A 20,301-nucleotide genomic window follows, 5' to 3' on the forward strand; every position below is an offset into this window, starting at 1 on the left:
TGCTTGGAGGTTAGATACTGCACGCCCTATATTGCTTGGCGCTTATCATTTGCTACCGATATCCTATGCTGACTACTTATGCCGCTGCCTCCTCCCCCACCCACTAAAGCCCAGGCGCCCAGCTCCGGTTTTCGGGCGCGGTTTCGGGCGGCACGGCGGCGCTACTTTGGGTTTTCGCGCCGCGAAACCACCGGCTTTGCGGTGCTCCTGACGCTGTTGCTGGGGCTATTGCTGGCGCCCGTGCTGCTACGGCCGCACCTGCCCGCCTACGACCCCGCCGCCGACCAGCGCCAGCTTGACCAATGGGCTGCCGAGCTGGCCGCCAAACGCCAGCCCCGGCCGGCGTATGCGGGCAACGGCAGCCGCTACCCACGCCGCACGTATCCGCGCCGGCCGCGCGTGCCGCAGGTGGCTCTGGCTCCTTTTGACCCCAACCGGTTTTCCAGCCTCGACTGGCAGGCGCGGGGCCTGCCCGCCTGGCTGGGCGAGCGGCTGGTGAAATACCGCGACGCCGTGGGTGGCTTTCGGGCCAAAGAGCAGCTCCGGCGCGCCTACGGCCTGTCTGACACCACCTACGCCCGCCTCGCGCCCTACATTCAACTGCCTGAGGCCCTGCCGCCGCGCGAGCCGCGCGCCTACGCCAGCCGCCCCTACCCCGACCGGGCCACCGACCCGGCCGGCCGCCGCTTCGGTGCGAACAGCGCTGGCCCGGCCTCAGCCAGTGCCTACCCCCGCAAGCCCCGCAACCTGCAGCCCTTCGACCTGAACACGGCCGATACCACGCAGCTGATGCAGATCCGGGGCATCGGGCGGGGGCTTTCGGCGCGGGTGGTGGAGTACCGGCAGCGGCTGGGGGGCTTCCGCGAGGCCGGCCAGCTGGCGGAGCTCTACAGCCTGCGCGACGCACCCGACCTGGTGGACAGCCTGCGCAAGTACACGTTTGTGCGGCCCGGCTTCGCGCCGGAAGGTGTGGATATCAACAATGCGCCGTTTGAAGTGCTGCAAAGCCACCCCTACGTGGGCAAGCGCCTGGCCCGGGTGGTGGTGGCCTTCCGCCAGCAGCACGGCCCGTTCCGGCAGCCCGCCGACCTGCGCCAGATCCGCATCCTCGACGAGGCCACTTACGACCGGCTGCTGCCTTATCTGCTGATTAAGTGAGGCGGCCCCGGCCGGCGCAGTAGCTTTGCGGGCCCAACCCTCCGGACCTGCCGGGAGTTAAAAGGCTAACCTTTCTTCTGTTTCATGCTGTTTCTGCTGCGCGACAAGCTGTTTCCTATTCTCGTTTTTTTGCAGTCGGTGGTATGCGGCTGCGGCTCGCAGGATGGGCGGGGGAAGTTTGTTAAGATCAACAAGCTCTACAAGGTGGAGCAGACGGGCCGCCTGCGCCAGCAGCTGGTGAAGGAAAGCTCGGGCTTCGCGCTGGCCGGTGTGCAGGAAGATCTGTGGACCCACGGCGACGGCGGCAGCGCGCAGTCGCTGTTCCGCATTACGCCCCAGGGCGACGTGCTGCAAACCCTGAACCTGGCCCCGCTCACCAATATCGACTGGGAGGATCTGGCCCGCGACGACGCTGGCCGCCTCTACATCGGCGACTTCGGCAACAACCAGAACAAGCGCCGCAACCTGGCCATCTACCGCCTCAGCGGCCCCAAATTCAGCCAGATAGACACCATCGGGTTCCGCTACCCCGACCAGCAGGAATTTCCACCGCGCAAAACTGCCCGCAACTTCGACTGTGAGGCGTTCTACTATCACCAGGACAGCCTTTATCTGTTCACCAAAAACCGCGGCAAAGGCCACTACACGAAGCTGTATTCGGTTCCGGCCCGCCCCGGCTCCCACGTAGCCACCCTGCTCGACAGCCTGCGCATCAGCACCTGGATTACGGCCGCCGACATCAGCCCCGATGGGCACACGGTGGCGCTGCTCGGCTACGGCCACGTGTATCTGCTGGAACGCCAGCCCGGCCACCGCCTCTTCGATGGCCCCAAATCCTGCCTTGCGCTACCCACCACCGGCCAGGCCGAAGCGCTGGCATTCATCAACAACACCGACTTCATGGTCAGCAACGAGAAAGGCCGACTCTACCGCGCCACCCGCAAAGCCAGGTAGCCCCACATCACGCAAAACGGCCCACTACCTGAGGTAGCGGGCCGTTTTGCGTGATGTCGAGGTAGCTGATTACGTCTTATTCCTGGGTGCCGGTACGCTTGGGGGTGGCGCCATGGTCGGTATCCTTTTCGCCAGCCGGGCGGTTTTCCTGGCGACTTTGCTGCCCGTAGTTTTGGCTCTGGTCCTGGCTGTCGTAGTCGCCGCGGGCGGGCGAGCCGGTTTGGCTGTTGTCGTTGGCGGCGTCGTACTCGTCGTTGTAGGAGCCGCCGCGCGAGCCGTGGCCGTCCTGGGTGCTGCCGCTGTAGCTGCTGCCGGCGCCAGCGTTGGCTTCTTCAGGAATGGCAGCCGGCCGGCCGGCTTCGTCCTCGGCGCTGGCCTCCCCCGCCGAAGCGGCGGCCGCCCCGGGTGCCGGCTGGCGGTAGTTGCTGTCGTCGGAGTGGCCCTGGTTGTCGTAGCCGCCGCGCGAAGAATGGTCGTCTTCGTGCTGGTTGCGGGTGGTGCCAGCGGCCGCCTGAGGCTCAGCCGGCAGCGGGCTGCCACCCGAGGTGTTGCCATAGTCGGCGCTGTAGCCTTCGCTGTTGCTCACCTCCGAGCCGTTGTCGTTCTGCTGGCTGGTGGGGCTGCCCATGCCCAGGCCGTTGTCGCCGTTGCCTTGCGGCACCTGGTAGCCGTCGTGGTGGGCGGTGGTGTCGGAGGGTGGGGCGGCTTCGCGGGCGGGCTCCGGCGTAAGGTTGCGCGCCTGGTTGCCGTAGCCGCCATGCGTATGCCCGAGGTGGCCGTGGGGCCCAAACTCGCCCCGCTCGGGGCTGCTCTGCTGGTTTTCGAGCCGGTCGGGGTCCTGGAAGCTGGCCTGCGTGCTGCTCAGGTCGGCGCGGCTGGCTTCGCTCCCGACCACGGAATTGCTGTTATCGGCAGCGGCGGGCGCGGCCGAATCCGGCGTGGCGTTATGCGGTGTTTTTTCGTCGTTTTCCATGGGAGTGGCTACCGTTTTTGGCGGGAATAGGCGCGGCAGCTATCCGGCTATACGGGCTCATTTCCCGCATTGTTCGTGCGGGCAGGCAGGCGGCGGTGCTGTTCCGGCCAAATGCGTTTTGCGGCGCCACAACCCGCACCTGGCAGCCGCCCTGGCAGAGGCCGGTGGGCCTTGCATGCCTGATTATTGGAAATAGCTATTAGATTTACCGGCGTCTTTTCCACACTTCCACTACAAGCAGGTTCTTCTATGAAAACGGGCAAAGTGAAGTTCTTCAACGAATCGAAGGGCTTCGGTTTTATCATCCAGGACGAAAACGAGCAGGATATTTTCGTGCATCAAACAGGTCTGATTCACGAAATCCGGGAAAATGACCGGGTTTCCTTCGAGGTAATTGAAGGCAAAAAAGGCCTGAACGCCGTACGGGTAGAGCGCATTGCAGCCGTGTAATACGCGCCTTCCTTCGGCTACTCTAAAGAAGCTCCGGCCCAACGGCCGGAGCTTCTTGCCTTAAACCCTGGCGCATACCGCGCATAAAAAAGCGCCGCCGCATCCGCTCATTCCGAGCAGATGCGGCGGCGCTGCTTTTTCAGCACTTCCGCTAGGGCTTGCGCGAGGTAGCCTGGGCTACACGCACGCCCACAGCCATGAGGCCCGGCAGCTGATCCTGGCGCATGTACTGCTCCAACACCAACTTGTAGGTGCCAGTCTGCCGAAACCGCTGGTTGGGCAGCGCCAGAAACTGGTGGTCGTAGATGTCGCCGGTGCCCTGGCCGCGCGGCTCGCCGGTTTGCGGATCCATCAGAAACATCTGGTGCAGCAGCTGCGACACGGGCTTGCCATCGGGCCCGGTCAGCGTGTGCTTCAGGTACAGGTTGTAGTAGCCGTAGGCCGAGGCGTTGCGCACGTTGAAGTACACGTCGTAGCGCTGCGTGGTGTCGGCAATATCGAACGTAAAGGCTGGCTTTTGCTTCACCGACCAGGTGTAGCCCGAAAAATCGACATTCTTTTCATAGAGCTGACTCTGGTCGCAGGCGGTCAGTGCGGTGGCCAGGCCCAGCAGCGGCAACAAACGAAATAGCTTGAGCATAGACATCAACTACTGATTCAGGAAGCACTGGGAGGAGTGGGAGCCGCGGAGCCGCTGCTTTCGCCCCGGCGGCCACCACGGCGGCCCCGGCCTCCTTCGCGGCCCTCGCGGCCTTCACGGGCGGGTCGCTCAGCGCCGCCGGCACTGCCTTCCGGCGGCGTTGGGCGGGTGCCGGCTTCGCCGGCGGCAGAGCTGCCGCGGCCACCACGCCGCTCACTGCCGCTTCGGCCCTGGCGGGGCTCGGGGGCGCTGCCGTCGGTTGGGTTACGGCGGCCTTCGCCCCGGCCGCTTTCGTCGCGGGTGCCCCCTTCAGCGCTATTGCCGGAACGGTTGCGGTTGTTGCGGCGGTTGAGGGGCCGGGCAGCGGCGCCGCGTGGGCGGCGCGTTTCCTCGGCACCACCCTCGGCCGTCGGCGTGGCGGCCAGGCCGTCAGCATCGGGGGTGGAGGGAGTAGCCGTGGCAGCAGGACGTGGGCGGCCACCGGCGCGTGGCATGGCGGCAGCCGGGCGCTGCTCCTCGGCAGGAGCATCGGCGCGTCCCTTTTTCTTGGGGCGCTTCAGGCGCTTGCCGGCTTTTATCTTGTCATCGAGGCGCTCCAAAGAGCCTTCCACGATGGCCGTAACGTCGGGTTCTTTTTCTTCTTCGCGCAGGGCTACCAGCAGCGTATCTACCACTTCGCCCCGCTTATTCATCTCCTGCACCTCACGCACCCGGTCGGTGGTCAGCACCACCCAGTTGTTGTCGCCGCGCACGGCAAACCACATTTTGCGGCGGAAGATGTCGGTTTTCTGCAGTACGTATTCGCCTTTGGTGGTGATGAGCGGGCGCTGCACCTGCGGAATGTCCTTGAGGGCGTCGAGGTAGGTATCGAGCTCGTAGTTGAGGCAGCACTTGAGGCGGCCACACTGGCCCGAAAGCTTGGCCGGGTTGAGGCTCAGGTTCTGGTAGCGGGCCGCGGTGGTGCTCACGCTTTTGAAGTCGGTGAGCCAGGTGGAGCAGCACAGCTCGCGGCCACACACGCCGATGCCGCCCAGGCGGCCGGCCTCGTGGCGCAGCGAAATCTGGCGCATCTCCACGCGCACCCGAAACTCGTCGGCGAGGCGCTTGATCAGGTCGCGGAAATCCACCCGGTCCTCGGCCGAGTAGAAGAACGTGGCGCGGGTGCGGTCGGCCTGATACTCTACGTCGGAAAGCTTCATTTTCAGGCGCAGCTCGTCCACCACGGTACGGGCCCGGAACATAGTGCCGGTTTCCAGGTCACGCACGGCCTCCCAGCGCTCCACGTCCTGCTCGGTAGCCACCCGCAGGATATTGCGGATGTCCTTGGAGTCGGTGGGCACCTTTTTCTTTTTCATCTGCAGGCGCACCAGCTCGCCCTTGAGCGAGACGTGGCCCAGGTGCCAGCCGCTGCCGCCGGCCTCAATCACCACGGCGTCGCCGGTGATGAGGGGCAGGTGGCTGGCGTTGCGGTAGAAGTCCTTTCGGCCGCCTTTAAAGCGGATTTCGACTAGGTCGAAGCCCTTGAAGTCACTGGGGGTATCTAAATCCTGGAGCCAGTCGAAGACATTGAGACGCGTACAGCCGCTGCTACAGCTGCCTTTCGAGCCGCAGCCCGAGGCAGAATTGGTAGAGCAGCCTCCACCGGATGAGCCGGATGAGCAAGTAGAACAGGCCACTGGTGAGGTATCTATATAGTGAAGCAGCGCACCGCGCTGCGGAAAGTCGGTTTCAGACAAAGATACAGAAATCGGCTACGGAAGGCCGTGCCCGTTGTGAGGCCCGCCACGCCGGCCGCCGCCGGGCCTAACATTGATAGGGCAAAACCAATGAGACGGTACGGCCTGCAGCGCAACCAGAATGATAAAATACCTATTCCGCCCCAATCTTCATCATTCCTTCAGCAACGCACGGAAAGTCAGCTTTTTGGGCATCACGGAAAGAATAATAAAAAGCCCCTATGTGTATAATTCTGTCAATCATATCAAACATATTTTGTGATATCAGCAATAAGTTCGTAAGTTTTCAGCGCAATTCGTTCTTTCACTCCCACAACCAACCCAACCATTTTCATGAAAGCACCCCGTTTACTGACTCCTCTGGCCCTGATGCTCGGCGCCGCCATGTCGCTTTCTTCGTGCGAAAAGAAGCAGGAGGTACTTGCCAAAAATGAACTCTCCGAAGAAACTATCGGCCAGATCCGGACCCTCGGCTTTGGTACTTCGGATGCCCGCAAAGTGGAAGAAGGCGTGGTAGTGGAAGGCGACATCCTGCTGACCAACGAAGTGCTGGCCAGCGGCCCGCAGAGCCAGCTCATGCGCGTAGGCGAAGACGAGCAGTACCGCACCACCAACCTGGTGACCGGCCTGCCCCGCACCCTCACCGTGCGCCTGGTGGGTACCTTCCCGTCGGCTTATGTGTCGGCCGCTGACGAAGCCATCCGTCGCTACAACGCCCAGAACCTGCGCCTGCGCTTCGTGCGCATCACCTCGGGCACGGCCAACCTGCCAATCACGTCGGCCAACCTGGGCCCCGGCGTACTGGGCCAGTCGGGTGGCTTCCCTTCGGGCGGCAACCCCGCGCCTGGCTTCAAACTGTCGCCTACGGCTATCAACAGCTCCAACGTGAACTACATCGCCACCATCATGGCGCACGAAATCGGGCACGCTATCGGCTTCCGCCACACCGACTACTTCAACCGTGCGTATAGCTGCGGCGGCTCCACTGCCAACGAAGGCGCCAGCACCGTGGGCGCTGTCCTCATCCCCGGCACGCCCTCGGGCGCCGATCCAAGCTCGTGGATGCTGGCCTGCGTAGGCAACGGCGTAAACCGTCCGTTTAACTCGAACGACGTAACCGCCCTCAACTACGTGTACTAATCGTCCCGCTTCAGGCATAGCCTGACAGATAAGGCCCCGGTTCTGCAAAGAGCCGGGGCCTTTTTCTGTTCGCAGACTTCTGCCAGGCGGCGCGGCCTCAGCCCACGGCTCCCGTAGGCCTGCGTGGTGCCCGGCTGCACCTCACGGGCGGGCATTGACACGGCAGGTGTTGGCCGGATATGCCGGCTGGCGTCCATTTCTCTCCTCCCCTGTTGCCTACTACCCAACAAGCTCCCCCACAGGCACACCCGTTGTCAAGGCGGCCCTCCTGCTCCGGCGCGTACCAAGACCGGTGCCGCCCCCGGCGTGTGCCAAGGGCGGCAGCTACAGCACCACAATGCGGCGCGTAACCTCGCGGCCGCCCGGGGCGCCGATGCGTAGCAGGAACGTACCTGGCTCCAAGCCCCGGGTATCGAGGGTCTGCTGGGCGGTGTTTTCGGTGGTCAGGTCGAGGCGCAGGCGGCCGGTCAGGTCGAACAGCCGGATGCGCAGAGCCTGGTCGCGGGGCCCGACGATGGTGAGTGGCTCGCCGGCCGTCACCGGCACCGGGTACACCAGCACATCGGCTGGGGCGCGCAGGAAGAAGGCGGCTTCCACCGCGCTGTAGTACACGCGGCCGTTGTCGAGCTCCAGCCGGGCCCGGTATTCGGCGCGCCCGGGCGCGGGGCGGGGGTCGGTCAGGAGCAGCGTGAGGCCGGGCACGGGGCTGATGGTTTGCACCGGGCCGAAGCTGCCATCGGGGGCGCGGCGCTCCAGGGCCACCTGCCGCAGCTGGTAGGTGCTGCTCAGCAGCAGCCGGAAGCGCACGGTGTCAGCCACAGGCTGCACCGGCAGAAACGAGCGGATGTAGCAGCCGTTGTTGGTGGGCCCGGCATCCACGGTCAGGCTTTGCTCGCGCAGCCGGCCGCCAACGCGGGGCGCCACGGCGAAGTAGCGGGCGGCGGCCTCGGCGGGCGGCAGCGTCAGGGTGGTATCCGTGAGCAGGCGGTAGGGCTCGAGGTGGGTGGCGCCGAGGCGGTACAGCTGATACTGGGTGGCGCCGGGCACGCGGCTCCAAGCCAGCCGGGTTTCCTCGGGGCAGCTATAGAGCACCTGCAGAGTTGGAGGCGCGGCCACAAAAAACGTGTCCGACTCCACCGTTTCTGAGCCCGACTGCAGCCGCAGCCGGCCCAGCGTGGGCGTGGTGGGGGTGGTCCAGCGCAGCGTCTGCGGGGCCAGATCTGCGTTACTCACCAAACTCCAGGCGGTCTGGCCCGCCGGCTGAAACTCCAGCCGGGCGGTAGTGGCTGGCCCGGCCCACTGCCAGCGCAGCAGCGCCGTCTCTGCCGCCCGCAGGTTGCGGGCCGAAGTCGGGTGCACCCACGTCAACCCCGATTCCAGCTCGAAGGCCAGGCTGTAGGCCTGGGGGCCCTGCGTTAGCTGGTAGCCCCGCACGCGCAGCTCATAGGTGCCGGCGGCGGGCAGGTCGAGGGTGATTTGCTCGGCATTGTCGCGGTGATTGGGGCGGCGGCGGGCAGGGCGGGCCAGCGAATCGGGGTGCGGATAGGCGCTGAGCGTCCAGGGCAGCCAGCGCTGGCCGTCGGTGGGGCGCACCAAGGTCAGGTCTAGGTCGTTGAGCAGCGGGGTGGCGGCGTTGGCGGCGGCGGCGGGGTCGGTCCAGCACAGGGTGGCCTTGAGCCGATGCACGCCGGCCGGCACCGTCAGCGTGAATACCTGCTCCTGCCCGGCCGCCACGCTGCCGCCCCGAAACCGGCCGTCGAGCATGGTCTGCACGGCGCCCAGGGCGTCTACTTGGCCGTAACCGGCCACAAAATCGACGTTGGGCCGACCGGTATCATCGGCCGTGTTCAGCAGCACGGCCCGCAGCAGCGCCGCCGAGGGTAGCACGCCGCTGCGTTGCCGGTGCGCGTGCTGGGCCAGCAAGCTCACGCCCGACACCAGCGCCGCCGCATCGGAGCTGCCGCCCTCGCCGAAGGCCACCAGTTCGGGCTTCACGCGGCCGTCGGCGGCGGGGCCGCGGGAGCTGAGCGGGGCCACCTGGCCTAGGGCATCGGTAGCGCCCACGCTCAGGGTGTTTTTGGCGTTTTTGAATTCCCCGGTGAGGTTGGCGGTGGCCGCCAGCCCGGCGTAGGGGCCGGCCGGCGCGGGCCGGTTACCGGAGTTGCCGGCCGAGAAGACGTGCAGCAGCGTGGGATACTGCGCGGCCTGCTCGTCGTAGGCGCGGGCCTCCTGGCCGTAGAAATTCTCCACGCTCACCCCATAGGAGTGGTTCTGCACCGACACGCCCTGCGCTGCCAGGCCGGGGCCGTCGTCGGGCAGCAGGTTGGCGTAGCTGGACTGGGCAATGCGGGCCTGCCAGGCGGCGCCTTTGCCGTTGGGGCCGGAGTTGCCGCCGCCCGCAATCAGGGTGGCCATGGTGGTGGCGTGCGAGTTCAGCAGCGCGGCCTGCGGATCGGGGTTTACGAGGCGGCCCCGGAAGTCGAGGTCGTTGAGGTCGAGGGGGGCTTCCTTCACCGAAACCGTGAGGCCCTGCCCGGTAAGCTGGGGGTAGCGGGCGTGCACGGCCGTGACCTTATTGGCCGTGAAGTCGGTTCCGTTGACCAGCCGCTCGGGCCGGGCCTCCCGGTCGGCGGCCTGCACGAAGCTCACCCAGGGGCAGGCGGCCAGCGCGGGGGCGGCCACGCCGCGCACGCGCAGCAGCCGGGGCTGGCGCGGCTCGGGCTGCACGGTGGCGGCCGGGTACGTGCGCGCCAGCCACTCCCGGAACGCAGCAGCATCGGTTACGCTCACGCGCAGCAGGCGCGGGGCGCGGGCTTCGGCGAGGCCGGGCGCCAGCCGGCCGTCGGGCCGATTTTGCTGCTGGGCCTGCCCGGTGCTCAGGCCTGCTCCGGCCGCCAGTATTCCCATGAATAAACGGAACCTGATTCGGCGAAAAAGAGCAGCAGACATAACGGAGAAATGGTTGTGGCAGAGCAAACAGGACGGTAAAGAACAACCAGCGTCGTTCTATCCAAATGTAGGCAGAAATCTGCCAGTCCGGCTGGTGTAACAGCACGCCGAAACCGTCGGTTCAACGGCCGGTTAGCCCAAAAAAAAGAGCCTACCAACGGGTAGGCTCTTTTGCAGAAGCGGCCAGGTCTAGGGCTTGAGCACCACTTTGGTGCAGTTATCCTTTTTGTTGCGGAAAATATCGTAACCGTGGGCAGCCTCCGACAGCGGCAGGCGGTGCGAGATGATGTCGTCGAGCACCACTTTGCCCTCTATCACATACTGCAGCAGCTTGTCGATGTGCTTCTGGGCCGGCGCCTGACCGCCGCGCAGGGTGATGCCTTTGTCGAAAAACTGGCCAATGGGAAAATTGTCGAACGGCGTGGCGTACACGCCCAGCACCGTCACGGTGCCGCCCCGGCGCACGGCGCTCATGCAGGCCTCCAGCACTTTGGGCGAGCCTTTTTCCAGGTTGAGCACGGCCTTGGCGCGGTCCAGCAGGTCGCGGTCGGGCTCGAAGCCCACGCATTCCACGCACACATCGGCGCCGCGGCCCTCGCTCATGGCCCGGATCTGCTCGATGACGTCTTTGGCGTTGTCCCAGAGAATGGTTTCGGCCTGGGCCGATTTCTTCGCCAGATCCAGCCGGTACTGCTGGGTATCGACGATGACGACCCGGCCGGCCCCGCGCAGCCACGCCGACTTGGCGGCCATGATGCCCACCGGCCCGGCCCCGAAAATGGCCACAAACTCGCCACCCTTCACGTCGGCCCAGTCGATGCCGGAGTAGCCGGTCGGGAAGATGTCGGTCAGGAACAGGGCCTGCTCGTCGGTCAGCGAATCGGGGATGACGCGGGGGCCGTAGTCGGCGTAGGGTACGCGCACGTACTCGGCCTGGCCGCCATTGTAGCCGCCGTAGAGGTCGGTGTAGCCGAACAGGGCGCCGCCTTTCTCGGTCAGCAGGCCGCCTTCGGGGCCGTAGTGGTCGGGGTTGGAGTTTTCGCAGTGGCCGGGCAGCTCGTGGTTGCAGAAGTAGCAGGTGCCGCAGGCAATCGGAAACGGCACCACCACCCGGTCGCCGACCTTGATTTTGCCGCCGACTCCCTTCCCAACTTCCTCCACGATGCCCATGAACTCGTGGCCCAGCACCATGGGCCGAGGCTGCGGAATGCTCCCGTTGTAGATGTGCAGGTCGGAGCCGCAGATGGCCGTGCTGGTCACCCGGATAATGGCGTCGCGGGCGTCTTCAATCTTCGGATCATCCACGGTGTCTACGCGGACGTCCTTCATTCCATGATACACGAGAGCTTTCATAAGCGGCGGAGTATGGGAGGAAGAAAAACAGGAGCCACGCAGCCTGCGCGGCCCTACTTTATTCCTAACGGCCTACCTCTGCTAGAGTTATGGCTCGGCTTCGCCGGCCGAGACGGTTCCGGCCGCTCCTACCCTACAGCTTGTACACCTGCAGGCCCGCCTGCGTGAACAGGTAGGCATAGTTCTCGCCCAGCAGCACCTGGCGCACTTCTGCCACGGGCACGCCGGCAGGCAGGGGCACCGTACGCTGCGCCAGCGTATAGAGCTGGAACAGCTGCACGGCGCCATCGGCCAGAAAATACAGCTCATCGGCGCGGAAGCCCACGGTGCTGAGGCCCGGGAAAGGCAGCTTTTTACGGTAGTTGCCCAGGTTGTCGAACACGTAGATGCCATTCACCCGGTCTACCAGGTAGAGGTTGTTCTGGTATTCGCGCAGAAACCGGAAATCGGGCCGAGAGCGGCCAATCAGCAGGTCGAGGGGCGTGGACACGGTGAAGCGCCGAGTGGCGGCATCGAATTGCCGCAGCGTCAGGTCCGACTCGTTGAGCAGCCAGAGCCGGTCGTCGGGGGCCAGGGTGGCGGCCCGGGCGGTGCCGTCGAGCAGGTCCAGCAGGTTGAATTCGCCCAGCGGCGCCGCGAACCTATCCAGCAGCAGCAGCTGTTGGCGGTCGTCGTAGAACACCAGAATCTTGGTGGTATTCCAGGCTTCCAGCTGGGCCACGTGGCCAGGCTGGGGCGGCGAATACACGTTCAGGGCCTGCCCGTCGGGGCCGTACTGGTGGATATTGTCGCGCGAGTCAGCCACGTATAGGTTACCGCGGCGGTCCAGCGACGCCACGCCGGGCTGGGGCAGCGCAATGGTGCGCACCAGCTGCCAAGCGCCGGTACCGGCGGCAAGCGCCTGGGTTGCGGCCGGGGCGGCAGCGGCTGGCGCCGGCTTGCCGGGCGGCACCACCGAGGCCGGCGTGGGGGCCGTGGTCTGAGCTTGGCTTAGAAGTGAGCACTGAGAACTAAGAACTGAGAAGATAATGGCTATACGAAGCCAACGCTGTGCCCTAGCCGTTGCACTTCTCACTTCTCCCATCTCATTTCTCACTTCTAGCTTCTTACTTCTCGAAATGCTGCAATGCCAGGTCCGTACCATCATAGACGCCATAGGAGCAATAATTGACCCACTCGCCGAGGTTGAGGTAGCGGCTGCCGGGTGCAACCTGTACGTCGAGCGGCAGGTGGCGGTGGCCGAACACGTAATAGTCGTGGTGGAAACGCTTTTCCAGCTCCCGGCAATACACCAGCAGCCACTCGTCCTCGCCGAAATACTGCGCATCGGCGGCGGCGTTCTGAATGCGGCTGCGGCGACTCCAGCGGTTGGCAATACCGATGCCCAGATTGGGGTGCAGGCGCGCAAACAGCCACTGCGACATCGGCGAAGCAAACACGCGCTTCAGCATCTTATAGGTGTAGTCCTTGGGGCCCAGGCCGTCGCCGTGCCCGATGTGGAACTCGCGCCCACCAATCTGCTGGCTCACCGCATGCCGCAGAATCGGAATGCCCAACTCCTTAGTAAAGTAGTCGAACATCCACATATCGTGGTTGCCGGTGAAGAAGATGATGGGCAGCCCGGCATCGGTCAGCTCGGCCAGCTTGCCCTGCAGCCGGATAAAGCCCCGCGGAATGGCGTGCCGGTATTCAAACCAGAAGTCGAAGATGTCGCCGAGCAGGTAGATGGCAGCGGCGTCTTTGGCCACTTCATCCAGCCAGCGCACAATTCGCCGCTCCCGCTCCAGCGAGCTGGCGGCATCGGGGGCACCAAGATGGAAATCGGAAGCAAAATAGATGCGGCGGCCGGGCGGCAGCGGCAGATCAGGCAGGCGGGGTGGCGGGGTCGGGTTCGTCATCCAGCAAAAACAGGGCGAGGCTGCGCGGGCCGTGGGCACCGAGCACAAGGGTCTTTTCAATATCAGCCGTGCGGCTGGGGCCGGTCGTGAGCGAAATCATCGACGGCAGATGGTCGGGGCCGTAGTGGGCCTGTAGGCGCTGCAGCGCGTCGCCGATGTCGGCCACGACCTGGGAGGTGCGCGCAAACACTAGGTGCTGATCGGGATAGATGCTGAGGCGGCGGCCGCTGCCGGTGGCGGCACTCACCAGCACGCTGCCCGTGCGGGCAATCAGGGCCTCACAGGTGGTCAGGCCCGCATCGGCGTGAGCCAGGAAGTCGGTTTCGTCCTGCCGGAACACGAGGCCGCCCGCGTGCAGCAGCTTCTTCAGCTCCGGCTCCCACACGTAGAGGTTGTCGAGTTCTTTCTCCTTTTTGTAGGCGAAAAGCTGGTCGTAGAAATGCTCTTCCGACTCGCAGAAATACAGCTGCCCGCCCACGCGCACGAAGCTCTCGGCAAAGGCAATGGCCAGGTCGTCGGCCGCCACCGGGTGCAGCGGGGCCGTGAAGTCGGGCGCGGGCTTGGGCGGCGTGGGCTGCCGAAGCGCTTCACGGATGCGGCGCAGAACAATGTCGCGGGACGATTCGGGCATAGCCCAAAGATAACAGGCCCGCCCGGACCAGCGGCCTCGTGAATATTTTTCGCCCAAATGGCCCAATAAGAGGACTCATTTGGCGGACCATTTTGGGACCAGCCGAATAGCGCGTGGCAGCCTTCAGATCAATTCATCCGGCACTCACCGACAATTTCAAGGTATTGGAATAGTATCAGATAGGGTTTCAGCGACATTTCACTTTAATGTACTTATTATCTGCAGTGTCCCATTTTCTTGTCACTGAATTATATCCTATATTTCTTAACCCTTAGGACACCTAAAACCAGCCAAATAGACTTAATTTTGCCTTTCACCATCTCGGTCTATGGATAAAAATTACTATTTTATACAGGTATTGTCTAGTACACCGGGCTTCGCTCGCTCTTGGCGGGGCGTTGGTCTGCTAATGGCTTTCATCCTACTGGGGCTGCGTGCCTCGGGCCAGACGCCGGATAGCGCTCTGGTAGACGGCATGCGCAATATTTCGCTGGAAAACATTGACGTGGCGCCGGCTGCTGTTGATACCAAAGGCTGGCTGCTGCTCGACAAGGACATTCAGACCGAGCTGGATGGTGCCGTCACGAACCTCTACAACTCCAAGCACGACCAGGCCGAGAAGCAGTTTCGCTCCCTGCGCCGCCGCTACCCGCAGCACCCCATGCCCTATTTCCTGCTGGGGCTGAGCCAGTGGTGGAAGATTATGCCCAGCAACGCCACCAACCCGCTGCACGACAAGCTGTTCTTCGCGTACATGGATACGGCCATCACCAAGGGTGAGCGGCTATATGAGCTGGATAATAAAAACTACGAGGCCTGCTTTTTCCTGGCGGCCGCCTACGGCTTCGATGCCCGCCTGAACGCTGAGCGCCACAACCTGCGCAAAGCCACCGTCAGCAGCAAGCGCGCCCTCGACTATCTGGAGCGCAGCAAGGAAGCCAACGGCCTGAGCCCGGAGTTTCTGCTGGGCCAGGGCTTGTTCAACTACTACGCCGCCTGGATTGCGGATGAGCACCCGTGGCTGCGGCCTATTCTGCTGCTGTTTCCGAAAGGCAACCGCCAGCTGGGGCTGCAGCAGATTCGCAACGTAGCGGCTAATGGCTTCTATACCGGCCCGGAATCCAAGTATTTTCTGCTCAAGATTTTAAGCAGCGAAAAAGAAAACAACCCAGCAGCAGCGCTGCAGGTAGCGCGCCAGCTCAACACTGCTTACCCCGACAACGGCTACTTCGAGCGGTGCTATGCCATGCTCAGCTTCAACAACGGCGAGTTCCGCAAGTGCGAGCAGGTCAGCCTCGATATTCTGGACAAGCTCAACCGCGGCATGCCGGGCTACGAGGGATTTGCCGGCCGCTACGCCACCTATTACCTGGGCTGGCTGAACTTTACCAAGTACAAAAACAAATCCAAGGCCAAGGAGTATTTCCAGCGCTGCATCGTTTTTTCGGAAGTAACCGACCAGATGGGACCCGGCTACTACGTGCACGCCAACTACAACTTGGCACGCATTGCCGATGAAGAGCACAACGTGGCCGCTGCCCGCCGCTACTATCAGGTAGTGATGGAAAAAGCCGAGCGCAAATCGGACATCTATACCGAAGCCCGTGAGTACCTGAAGACCCGCCGCAACCTGAAAGCTAACTCCGGCATGCGCCAGAGCACAGAGTATTCGGCGGGTCTCGAGCGTCAGCCTAAGGCCAACGCTAAACCGCAGGCGTCGCAGGAAGGCAAAGGCAAGTTCCGCCAGTAACTCCGGCGGCAGTCTGGGCTTCCTTGGCCTCCTTCTGTTTGCCAGTAGCGCGAAGCATCTGCTCCGTGCCTCGTCGGATAAGGCTGGAGGCAACAACGGAACGGGAATCGTTGGCTTCCGGCGAAATTGAGCAGGCCTAGCCCTGGCGGCAAAACCCGAAGTAAAGAGTTGCGCTACCGGCTAATGCCCCGCTCTGCTAAAGCACAGGCGATGGCCGAACATCATCGGTGCAGCCACGACCTAAAACAAAGAAGCCAGCCCGTTGGGGCTGGCTTCTTTGTTTTGATTAGCGCAGGGCGCCTTACATCGGCGTTACGGCCGAGCCGCTAGGCTCAGAGGTGGCGCCAGTGGAACCGGGGCGGTCGGCGTCAACGCCGGGCAGGTTCAGGTCGGGCAGGTCGTTGCTGAGGGGCACGCCGGGGTGCTCCTGCTTCCGCTCGCTCAGGGTTTCCGAGCGGTCGGTGCCGGCCATGTGGGCCTGGTAGTTGGTTTGCACACCGTGCGGGCGTTTGCCCACAAGGCGCTCCAGATCATCCTGCAACAGCACTTCCTTCTCCAGCAGCTCCTTGGCCACCACTTCCAGCTCGTGCCGGCGTTCGGTGAGCAGCTCCTTGGTCCGGATGTAGGCGTTTTCGATGATGGTGCGCACTTCCTCGTCAATCATCTGCGAAGTAGCTTCCGAGTAGGGCTTCGAGAAACCGTACTCATTCTGCCCTTTCGAGTCGTAGAAGGAAATGTTGCCCAGCTTGGCGTTCATGCCGTACATCGTCACGATGGAATAAGCCATCTTGGTGATGCGCTCCAGGTCGGAAAGAGCACCGGTCGAAATCTTACCGAACACGATGTCCTCGGCAGCCCGACCACCCAGGGTCATGCACATTTCGTCAGTGAGCTGCTCGGTGTTGTAGAGGAACTGCTCGCGCGGCAGATACTGCGCGTAGCCCAGCGCCGCCACCCCTCGGGGCACGATGCTCACTTTTACCAACGGGTCGGCGTGCTCCAGGAACCAGCCCGCAATGGCGTGGCCGGCCTCGTGGTAAGCCACAATGCGCTTCTCGTCGGGGCTGATGATCTTGTTTTTCTTCTCCAGGCCCCCGATTACGCGGTCCACGGCATCGGTGAAGTCCTGCATGGTTACCATCTTCTTGTCGCGGCGGGCGGCAATCAGGGCGGCTTCGTTGCAGACGTTGGCAATTTCAGCACCGGCGAAACCGGGCGTCATGGCCGCCAGCTTACGGGCTTCCACGTCCGGGCCGAGCGTAATCGGCTTCAAATGCACTTGGAAAATCTCGGTACGACCGTTGATGTCGGGCTTGTCGATGCTGATCTGGCGGTCGAAGCGACCGGGACGCAGCAGGGCCGAGTCCAGCGTATCAGGGCGGTTGGTAGCGGCCAGGATAATAACCCCGGAGTCGGTACCGAAGCCGTCCATCTCCACCAGCAGCGAGTTGAGCGTGTTTTCGCGCTCGTCGTTGCCGCCGGGCACGTTGCCGCGGCTGCGGCTGCGGCCGATGGCGTCAATCTCATCAATGAAGATGATGCAGGGCGCCTTGGCTTTGGCCTGCTTGAACAGGTCCCGAACCCGGGCCGCGCCCACGCCCACGAACATCTCCACGAAGTCGGATCCCGACAGTGAGAAGAACGGCACGTCGGCTTCGCCGGCTACGGCCTTGGCGAGCAGGGTTTTGCCGGTACCGGGAGGACCTACCAGCAAGGCACCTTTCGGAATCTTACCACCAAGGACGGTGAACTTGCTGGGGTTCTTGAGGAACTCCACAATCTCCTGTACTTCCTCTTTGGCTTCTTCCAGACCGGCCACGTCCTTGAACGTGATTTTCACCTTGTCGCCGCCATCAAAGAGGGCAGCGCGGCTTTTGCCGATGTTGAAGATCTGGCCGCCGGCCCCTGCCCCACCGCTCATGCGGCGCATCAGGAACCAGAAGCCCACGAACAGCAGAATGGTGAAGCCCCAAGTGGTAATCAGGTCGCCGTAGCCGGTGCGCGTATCGAAGCTCAGGCCGATGCGCTTTTCCAGCGGCACGTTGGCCTGCAGCTTCTCGAAGTCCTCCTTGAAGGTTTTGCCGTCGACCACCTGGAACCCGAACTGCGGGCTGGTGTCGAGGGTGAGCGGGCCGCGGCGGCTGAGCAGCTGGTTGTAGCGGCCCGACTTGATGGCTTCGTTGCGCAGCGCCACCTCCACCATGCGGCGGTCCGTGAGCAGCTTCACGTCGCGCACGTCGCCGGCGGCGTACATCTGCTCGAATTTTTGCTGGTTGATTTCTACCGTGCTGCCGCTTTGGTTGAAAAACAACCAGGCGCACAGAAACAGCACCAACCCCGCCAGCAGCCACAGCTGCATCCCGGGTTTGGGAGCAGGCGTGGGCAGCATGGGCTTTTTCTTTTTGGGCGTGTTATCAGACATGAATAAGGTTAGCTAAAGCACAAAACAAAGGCGGAACACCCCACCCGAACGTTTGTTCCCGGAAGCAGACGCAGCCCGCCGGCTTTTACCTTACCGGGCCGGCACCGTTTCTTCCTCCACGTACCGAATTTCGGCGTCGCCCCAGAGCTCTTCCAGCGCGTAGAACTGGCGCCGGTCGCGCAGGAACACGTGCACTACCACGTCGACGTAGTCGAGCAGCACCCACTCGCGGTTGGTGCGCCCTTCCGTCTGCCAGGGATTCTGGCCAGTGAGTTTTTCCACTTCTTCTTCCACCGAGCGCGCAATGGCTTCGATTTGAGTATCTGAGGAAGCCGAGCAGATGATAAAATAATCCGCTACGGCGTTTTTAAGTTCTTTGAGATTGAGCACAACGACGTCAAGCGCCTTTTTCTCCTGCATGCCGCGCACGACTACATCTGCCAACTTGTCCGAATCCTGTCGAACCAGGGTACTTTTCATGGGGTATTGTTAGGTTTGAACGTCACAAAGTACGAAAATCAAGTGGAGCCTCTTTCCCCGCATACTCTCTTCACGGGCCGCCAGGTGCACTGGCTGCCCGAATGTGCCTCCACAAACAGCGAAGCACAGCATTTGCTTGGCGAAAACCGCGCCACCGACGGCTGCGTGGTTATTACCGACAAACAGACTGCCGGAAAGGGTCAGCGGGGCAACACCTGGGAGGCTAAGCCCGGCGAGAACCTGACGCTTTCGGTAGTGTGGCGGCCTGCCTTTCTGGCCGCTCAGGACCAATTCCTGCTCAGCCAGGCCGTGGCCCTAGCCGTGCACGACTGGGCATGCACGCTACTGGGGTTTGGCAATTTGTTGCGGGTGAAATGGCCCAACGACCTGCTGTACGGCAACCAGAAGTTTGGCGGCATCCTGATTGAAAACACGCTCAACGGCACAATGATTCAGCATAGTGTGGTAGGAATCGGGCTGAATGTCAACCAGCAGGAATTTGGGGTGCCCACGGCCACGTCGCTGGCGCTGCTGACCGGGCGCGCCTATGCCCTGGCCCCGCTGGCCTCGCGGCTGCTGGAGTGCCTGGAGCGGCGCTACCTGCAGCTGCGCGCCGGCCGCATTGCCGCCCTCCGCTATGATTACCTGCACGTGCTGTACCGCTACCAGGAGCCGCATTCCTTTGAAGTAGGCGGCCAGCAAATCACTGGCGAGATTGTGGGCGTCGACGATGCCGGCCGCCTAGCGCTGCAGGTGCAGGACCAGCTCCGGCACTTCGACCTGAAAGAAATCCGGTATCTGCTCTGACAGCTCAGCCGGCCAGGGCGGCGGAGCGGCAAATGCCCGTATTTTATTGATCATCAGGCAGCCCATCCGCGTATTTACCCAAGTAGTTCGGCAGGCGTTAAACCCAACGCAACCGTTTGCCTCCAATTGGCATCTGTGCTTCTGGAGCGCGGCCGGCAATTAGGCATGGTGCTTGATTTACTGGCGGCAGCGCTGGCCCCGGCCTCCTGCAGCCCGGCCGCTTTTAAGTGCAAAAACCCTATATTTGGAATAGCCCGCTTTCGGGTGCCGTTCCCTGACTTTCACGAATCATGAAAATATCTACGCGTTTTTTTGGGATGGTGGGCTTGCTGCTGGCCTCGCTCACGGGCTACGCGGCCACGGTGGTGGTGCAGGTCGGCGGCGCCGACGGCTCCAACGTCTTCTCGCCCCAGAACGTCACCATCCGCCCCGGCGACCAGGTACGCTGGGAGTGGGTATCGGGCTTCCATCCTTCGGTGGCCGATGACGGCGTGTCGTTTGCTGCTTTCAATGTATCGGCCAATGCTCCGGCCACGCGCGGGCCGTTCACGGCGCTGGGTACCATCACCTACCACTGCCAGCCGCACGCCTTCCAGGCGACACCCGGTGGGCCTTGGCAGGGTATGGTGGGCAGCATTACGGTGAGTAATGCGCCGCTGGCTACTCTCGACTCGAAAGCAGCCGCCATTGGCCTCAGCCTCTACCCCAACCCCAGCAAGGGCATGGTGATGCTGACGGTGAACCAGAAACCTGGTGCCGAGTACAAGCTGCGCCTGAGCAACATCATCGGGCGGGAAGTGCGCACGTTTACCCTGCGCCCCGAAGCGGCCACCAACGGCATGCCCCTGAACCTGTCCGATCTGCCCGCTGGCATGTACGTCTACAGCCTGCTGCTCCACGACAAAGTGGTGGCCACCAAGCGGCTGGTGCTGCAGAACTAACCTGATTCCTTTTGTTTCT

At 63.2% G+C, this 20,301-nt stretch carries 17 protein-coding genes; 7 read left to right on the forward strand and 10 right to left on the reverse strand.

Going from position 1 to position 20,301, the window contains the following annotated elements; genetic code table 11:
• The first annotated feature begins 78 nt into the window (after positions 1 to 78).
• Both O3303_RS11210 and O3303_RS11215 read left to right on the forward strand, forming a co-directional pair.
• Positions 79 to 1,158, forward strand: a complete 1,080-nt coding sequence (locus O3303_RS11210; protein WP_269558505.1) for a ComEA family DNA-binding protein — start codon at positions 79 to 81, stop codon at positions 1,156 to 1,158.
• An 84-nt stretch (positions 1,159 to 1,242) separates the two neighbouring features.
• On the forward strand, positions 1,243 to 2,112 hold the full coding sequence (locus tag O3303_RS11215; protein ID WP_269558506.1) for a hypothetical protein: 870 nt from the start codon (positions 1,243 to 1,245) through the stop codon (positions 2,110 to 2,112).
• 76 nt (positions 2,113 to 2,188) lie between these two features.
• On the opposite strand, the gene O3303_RS11220 is transcribed toward O3303_RS11215, so the two are convergent.
• Positions 2,189 to 3,085: a hypothetical protein gene (locus O3303_RS11220; protein WP_269558507.1), complete on the reverse strand. Its 897-nt coding sequence runs from the start codon at positions 3,083 to 3,085 to the stop codon at positions 2,189 to 2,191.
• A gap of 249 nt (positions 3,086 to 3,334) precedes the next feature.
• On the opposite strand from O3303_RS11220, the gene O3303_RS11225 reads away from it, so the two are divergent.
• Positions 3,335 to 3,535: a cold-shock protein gene (locus tag O3303_RS11225; RefSeq protein WP_269558508.1), complete on the forward strand. Its 201-nt coding sequence runs from the start codon at positions 3,335 to 3,337 to the stop codon at positions 3,533 to 3,535.
• 151 nt (positions 3,536 to 3,686) lie between these two features.
• On the opposite strand, the gene O3303_RS11230 is transcribed toward O3303_RS11225, so the two are convergent.
• Together O3303_RS11230 and O3303_RS11235 are read right to left on the reverse strand one after the other, a co-directional pair.
• Positions 3,687 to 4,175 carry a gliding motility lipoprotein GldH gene (locus O3303_RS11230; protein WP_269558509.1) on the reverse strand — a complete coding sequence of 163 codons (489 nt, stop codon included), beginning with the start codon at positions 4,173 to 4,175 and terminating at the stop codon, positions 3,687 to 3,689.
• A gap of 17 nt (positions 4,176 to 4,192) precedes the next feature.
• On the reverse strand, positions 4,193 to 5,911 hold the full coding sequence (locus O3303_RS11235; protein ID WP_269558510.1) for a PSP1 domain-containing protein: 1,719 nt from the start codon (positions 5,909 to 5,911) through the stop codon (positions 4,193 to 4,195).
• Positions 5,912 to 6,244: 333 nt separating this feature from the next.
• Here O3303_RS11235 and O3303_RS11240 point away from each other — a divergent pair, with 333 nt between their 5' ends.
• A complete protein-coding gene (locus O3303_RS11240) occupies positions 6,245 to 7,051 on the forward strand; it encodes a M57 family metalloprotease (RefSeq protein ID WP_269558511.1) in 807 nt (268 codons plus the stop codon).
• Between the two features lie 324 nt (positions 7,052 to 7,375).
• Here O3303_RS11240 and O3303_RS11245 read toward each other — a convergent pair whose 3' ends face one another.
• From O3303_RS11245 to O3303_RS11265, 5 genes are all read right to left on the reverse strand, one after another.
• Complete coding sequence (locus tag O3303_RS11245; protein ID WP_269558512.1) at positions 7,376 to 9,958, reverse strand: S8 family serine peptidase; 2,583 nt, start codon at positions 9,956 to 9,958, stop codon at positions 7,376 to 7,378.
• 231 nt (positions 9,959 to 10,189) lie between these two features.
• Complete coding sequence (locus O3303_RS11250) at positions 10,190 to 11,353, reverse strand: zinc-dependent alcohol dehydrogenase (RefSeq protein ID WP_269558513.1); 1,164 nt, start codon at positions 11,351 to 11,353, stop codon at positions 10,190 to 10,192.
• Between the two features lie 133 nt (positions 11,354 to 11,486).
• On the reverse strand, positions 11,487 to 12,305 hold the full coding sequence (locus tag O3303_RS11255) for an NHL repeat-containing protein (RefSeq protein ID WP_269558515.1): 819 nt from the start codon (positions 12,303 to 12,305) through the stop codon (positions 11,487 to 11,489).
• Positions 12,306 to 12,459: 154 nt separating this feature from the next.
• A complete protein-coding gene (locus tag O3303_RS11260) occupies positions 12,460 to 13,251 on the reverse strand; it encodes a UDP-2,3-diacylglucosamine diphosphatase (RefSeq protein ID WP_269558516.1) in 792 nt (263 codons plus the stop codon).
• Positions 13,217 to 13,882, reverse strand: coding sequence for a LutC/YkgG family protein (locus O3303_RS11265; RefSeq protein ID WP_269558517.1), 666 nt, complete (start codon positions 13,880 to 13,882; stop codon positions 13,217 to 13,219). Before O3303_RS11265 ends, O3303_RS11260 begins: the two co-directional genes overlap by 35 nt.
• A 409-nt stretch (positions 13,883 to 14,291) precedes the next feature.
• Between O3303_RS11265 and O3303_RS11270 the strand changes: the two genes are divergently transcribed.
• Positions 14,292 to 15,632 (forward strand): tol-pal system protein YbgF, encoded by a 1,341-nt coding sequence (locus tag O3303_RS11270; RefSeq protein WP_269558518.1) that lies wholly within the window; start codon positions 14,292 to 14,294, stop codon positions 15,630 to 15,632.
• A 301-nt stretch (positions 15,633 to 15,933) separates the two neighbouring features.
• Here O3303_RS11270 and ftsH read toward each other — a convergent pair whose 3' ends face one another.
• Together ftsH and rsfS are read right to left on the reverse strand one after the other, a co-directional pair.
• A complete protein-coding gene (gene ftsH / locus O3303_RS11275; protein WP_269558519.1) occupies positions 15,934 to 18,054 on the reverse strand; it encodes an ATP-dependent zinc metalloprotease FtsH in 2,121 nt (706 codons plus the stop codon).
• A gap of 90 nt (positions 18,055 to 18,144) precedes the next feature.
• Positions 18,145 to 18,534: a ribosome silencing factor gene (gene rsfS, locus O3303_RS11280; protein ID WP_269558520.1), complete on the reverse strand. Its 390-nt coding sequence runs from the start codon at positions 18,532 to 18,534 to the stop codon at positions 18,145 to 18,147.
• A gap of 42 nt (positions 18,535 to 18,576) precedes the next feature.
• On the opposite strand from rsfS, the gene O3303_RS11285 reads away from it, so the two are divergent.
• Both O3303_RS11285 and O3303_RS11290 read left to right on the forward strand, forming a co-directional pair.
• Positions 18,577 to 19,341, forward strand: a complete 765-nt coding sequence (locus O3303_RS11285; RefSeq protein ID WP_269558521.1) for a biotin--[acetyl-CoA-carboxylase] ligase — start codon at positions 18,577 to 18,579, stop codon at positions 19,339 to 19,341.
• A 290-nt stretch (positions 19,342 to 19,631) separates the two neighbouring features.
• Positions 19,632 to 20,282 (forward strand): T9SS type A sorting domain-containing protein, encoded by a 651-nt coding sequence (locus tag O3303_RS11290; RefSeq protein ID WP_269558522.1) that lies wholly within the window; start codon positions 19,632 to 19,634, stop codon positions 20,280 to 20,282.
• The last annotated feature ends 19 nt before the right edge of the window (positions 20,283 to 20,301 follow it).

Origin of the sequence: Hymenobacter canadensis (assembly GCF_027359925.1) — a bacterium.
Lineage (GTDB): Bacteria > Bacteroidota > Bacteroidia > Cytophagales > Hymenobacteraceae > Hymenobacter > Hymenobacter canadensis.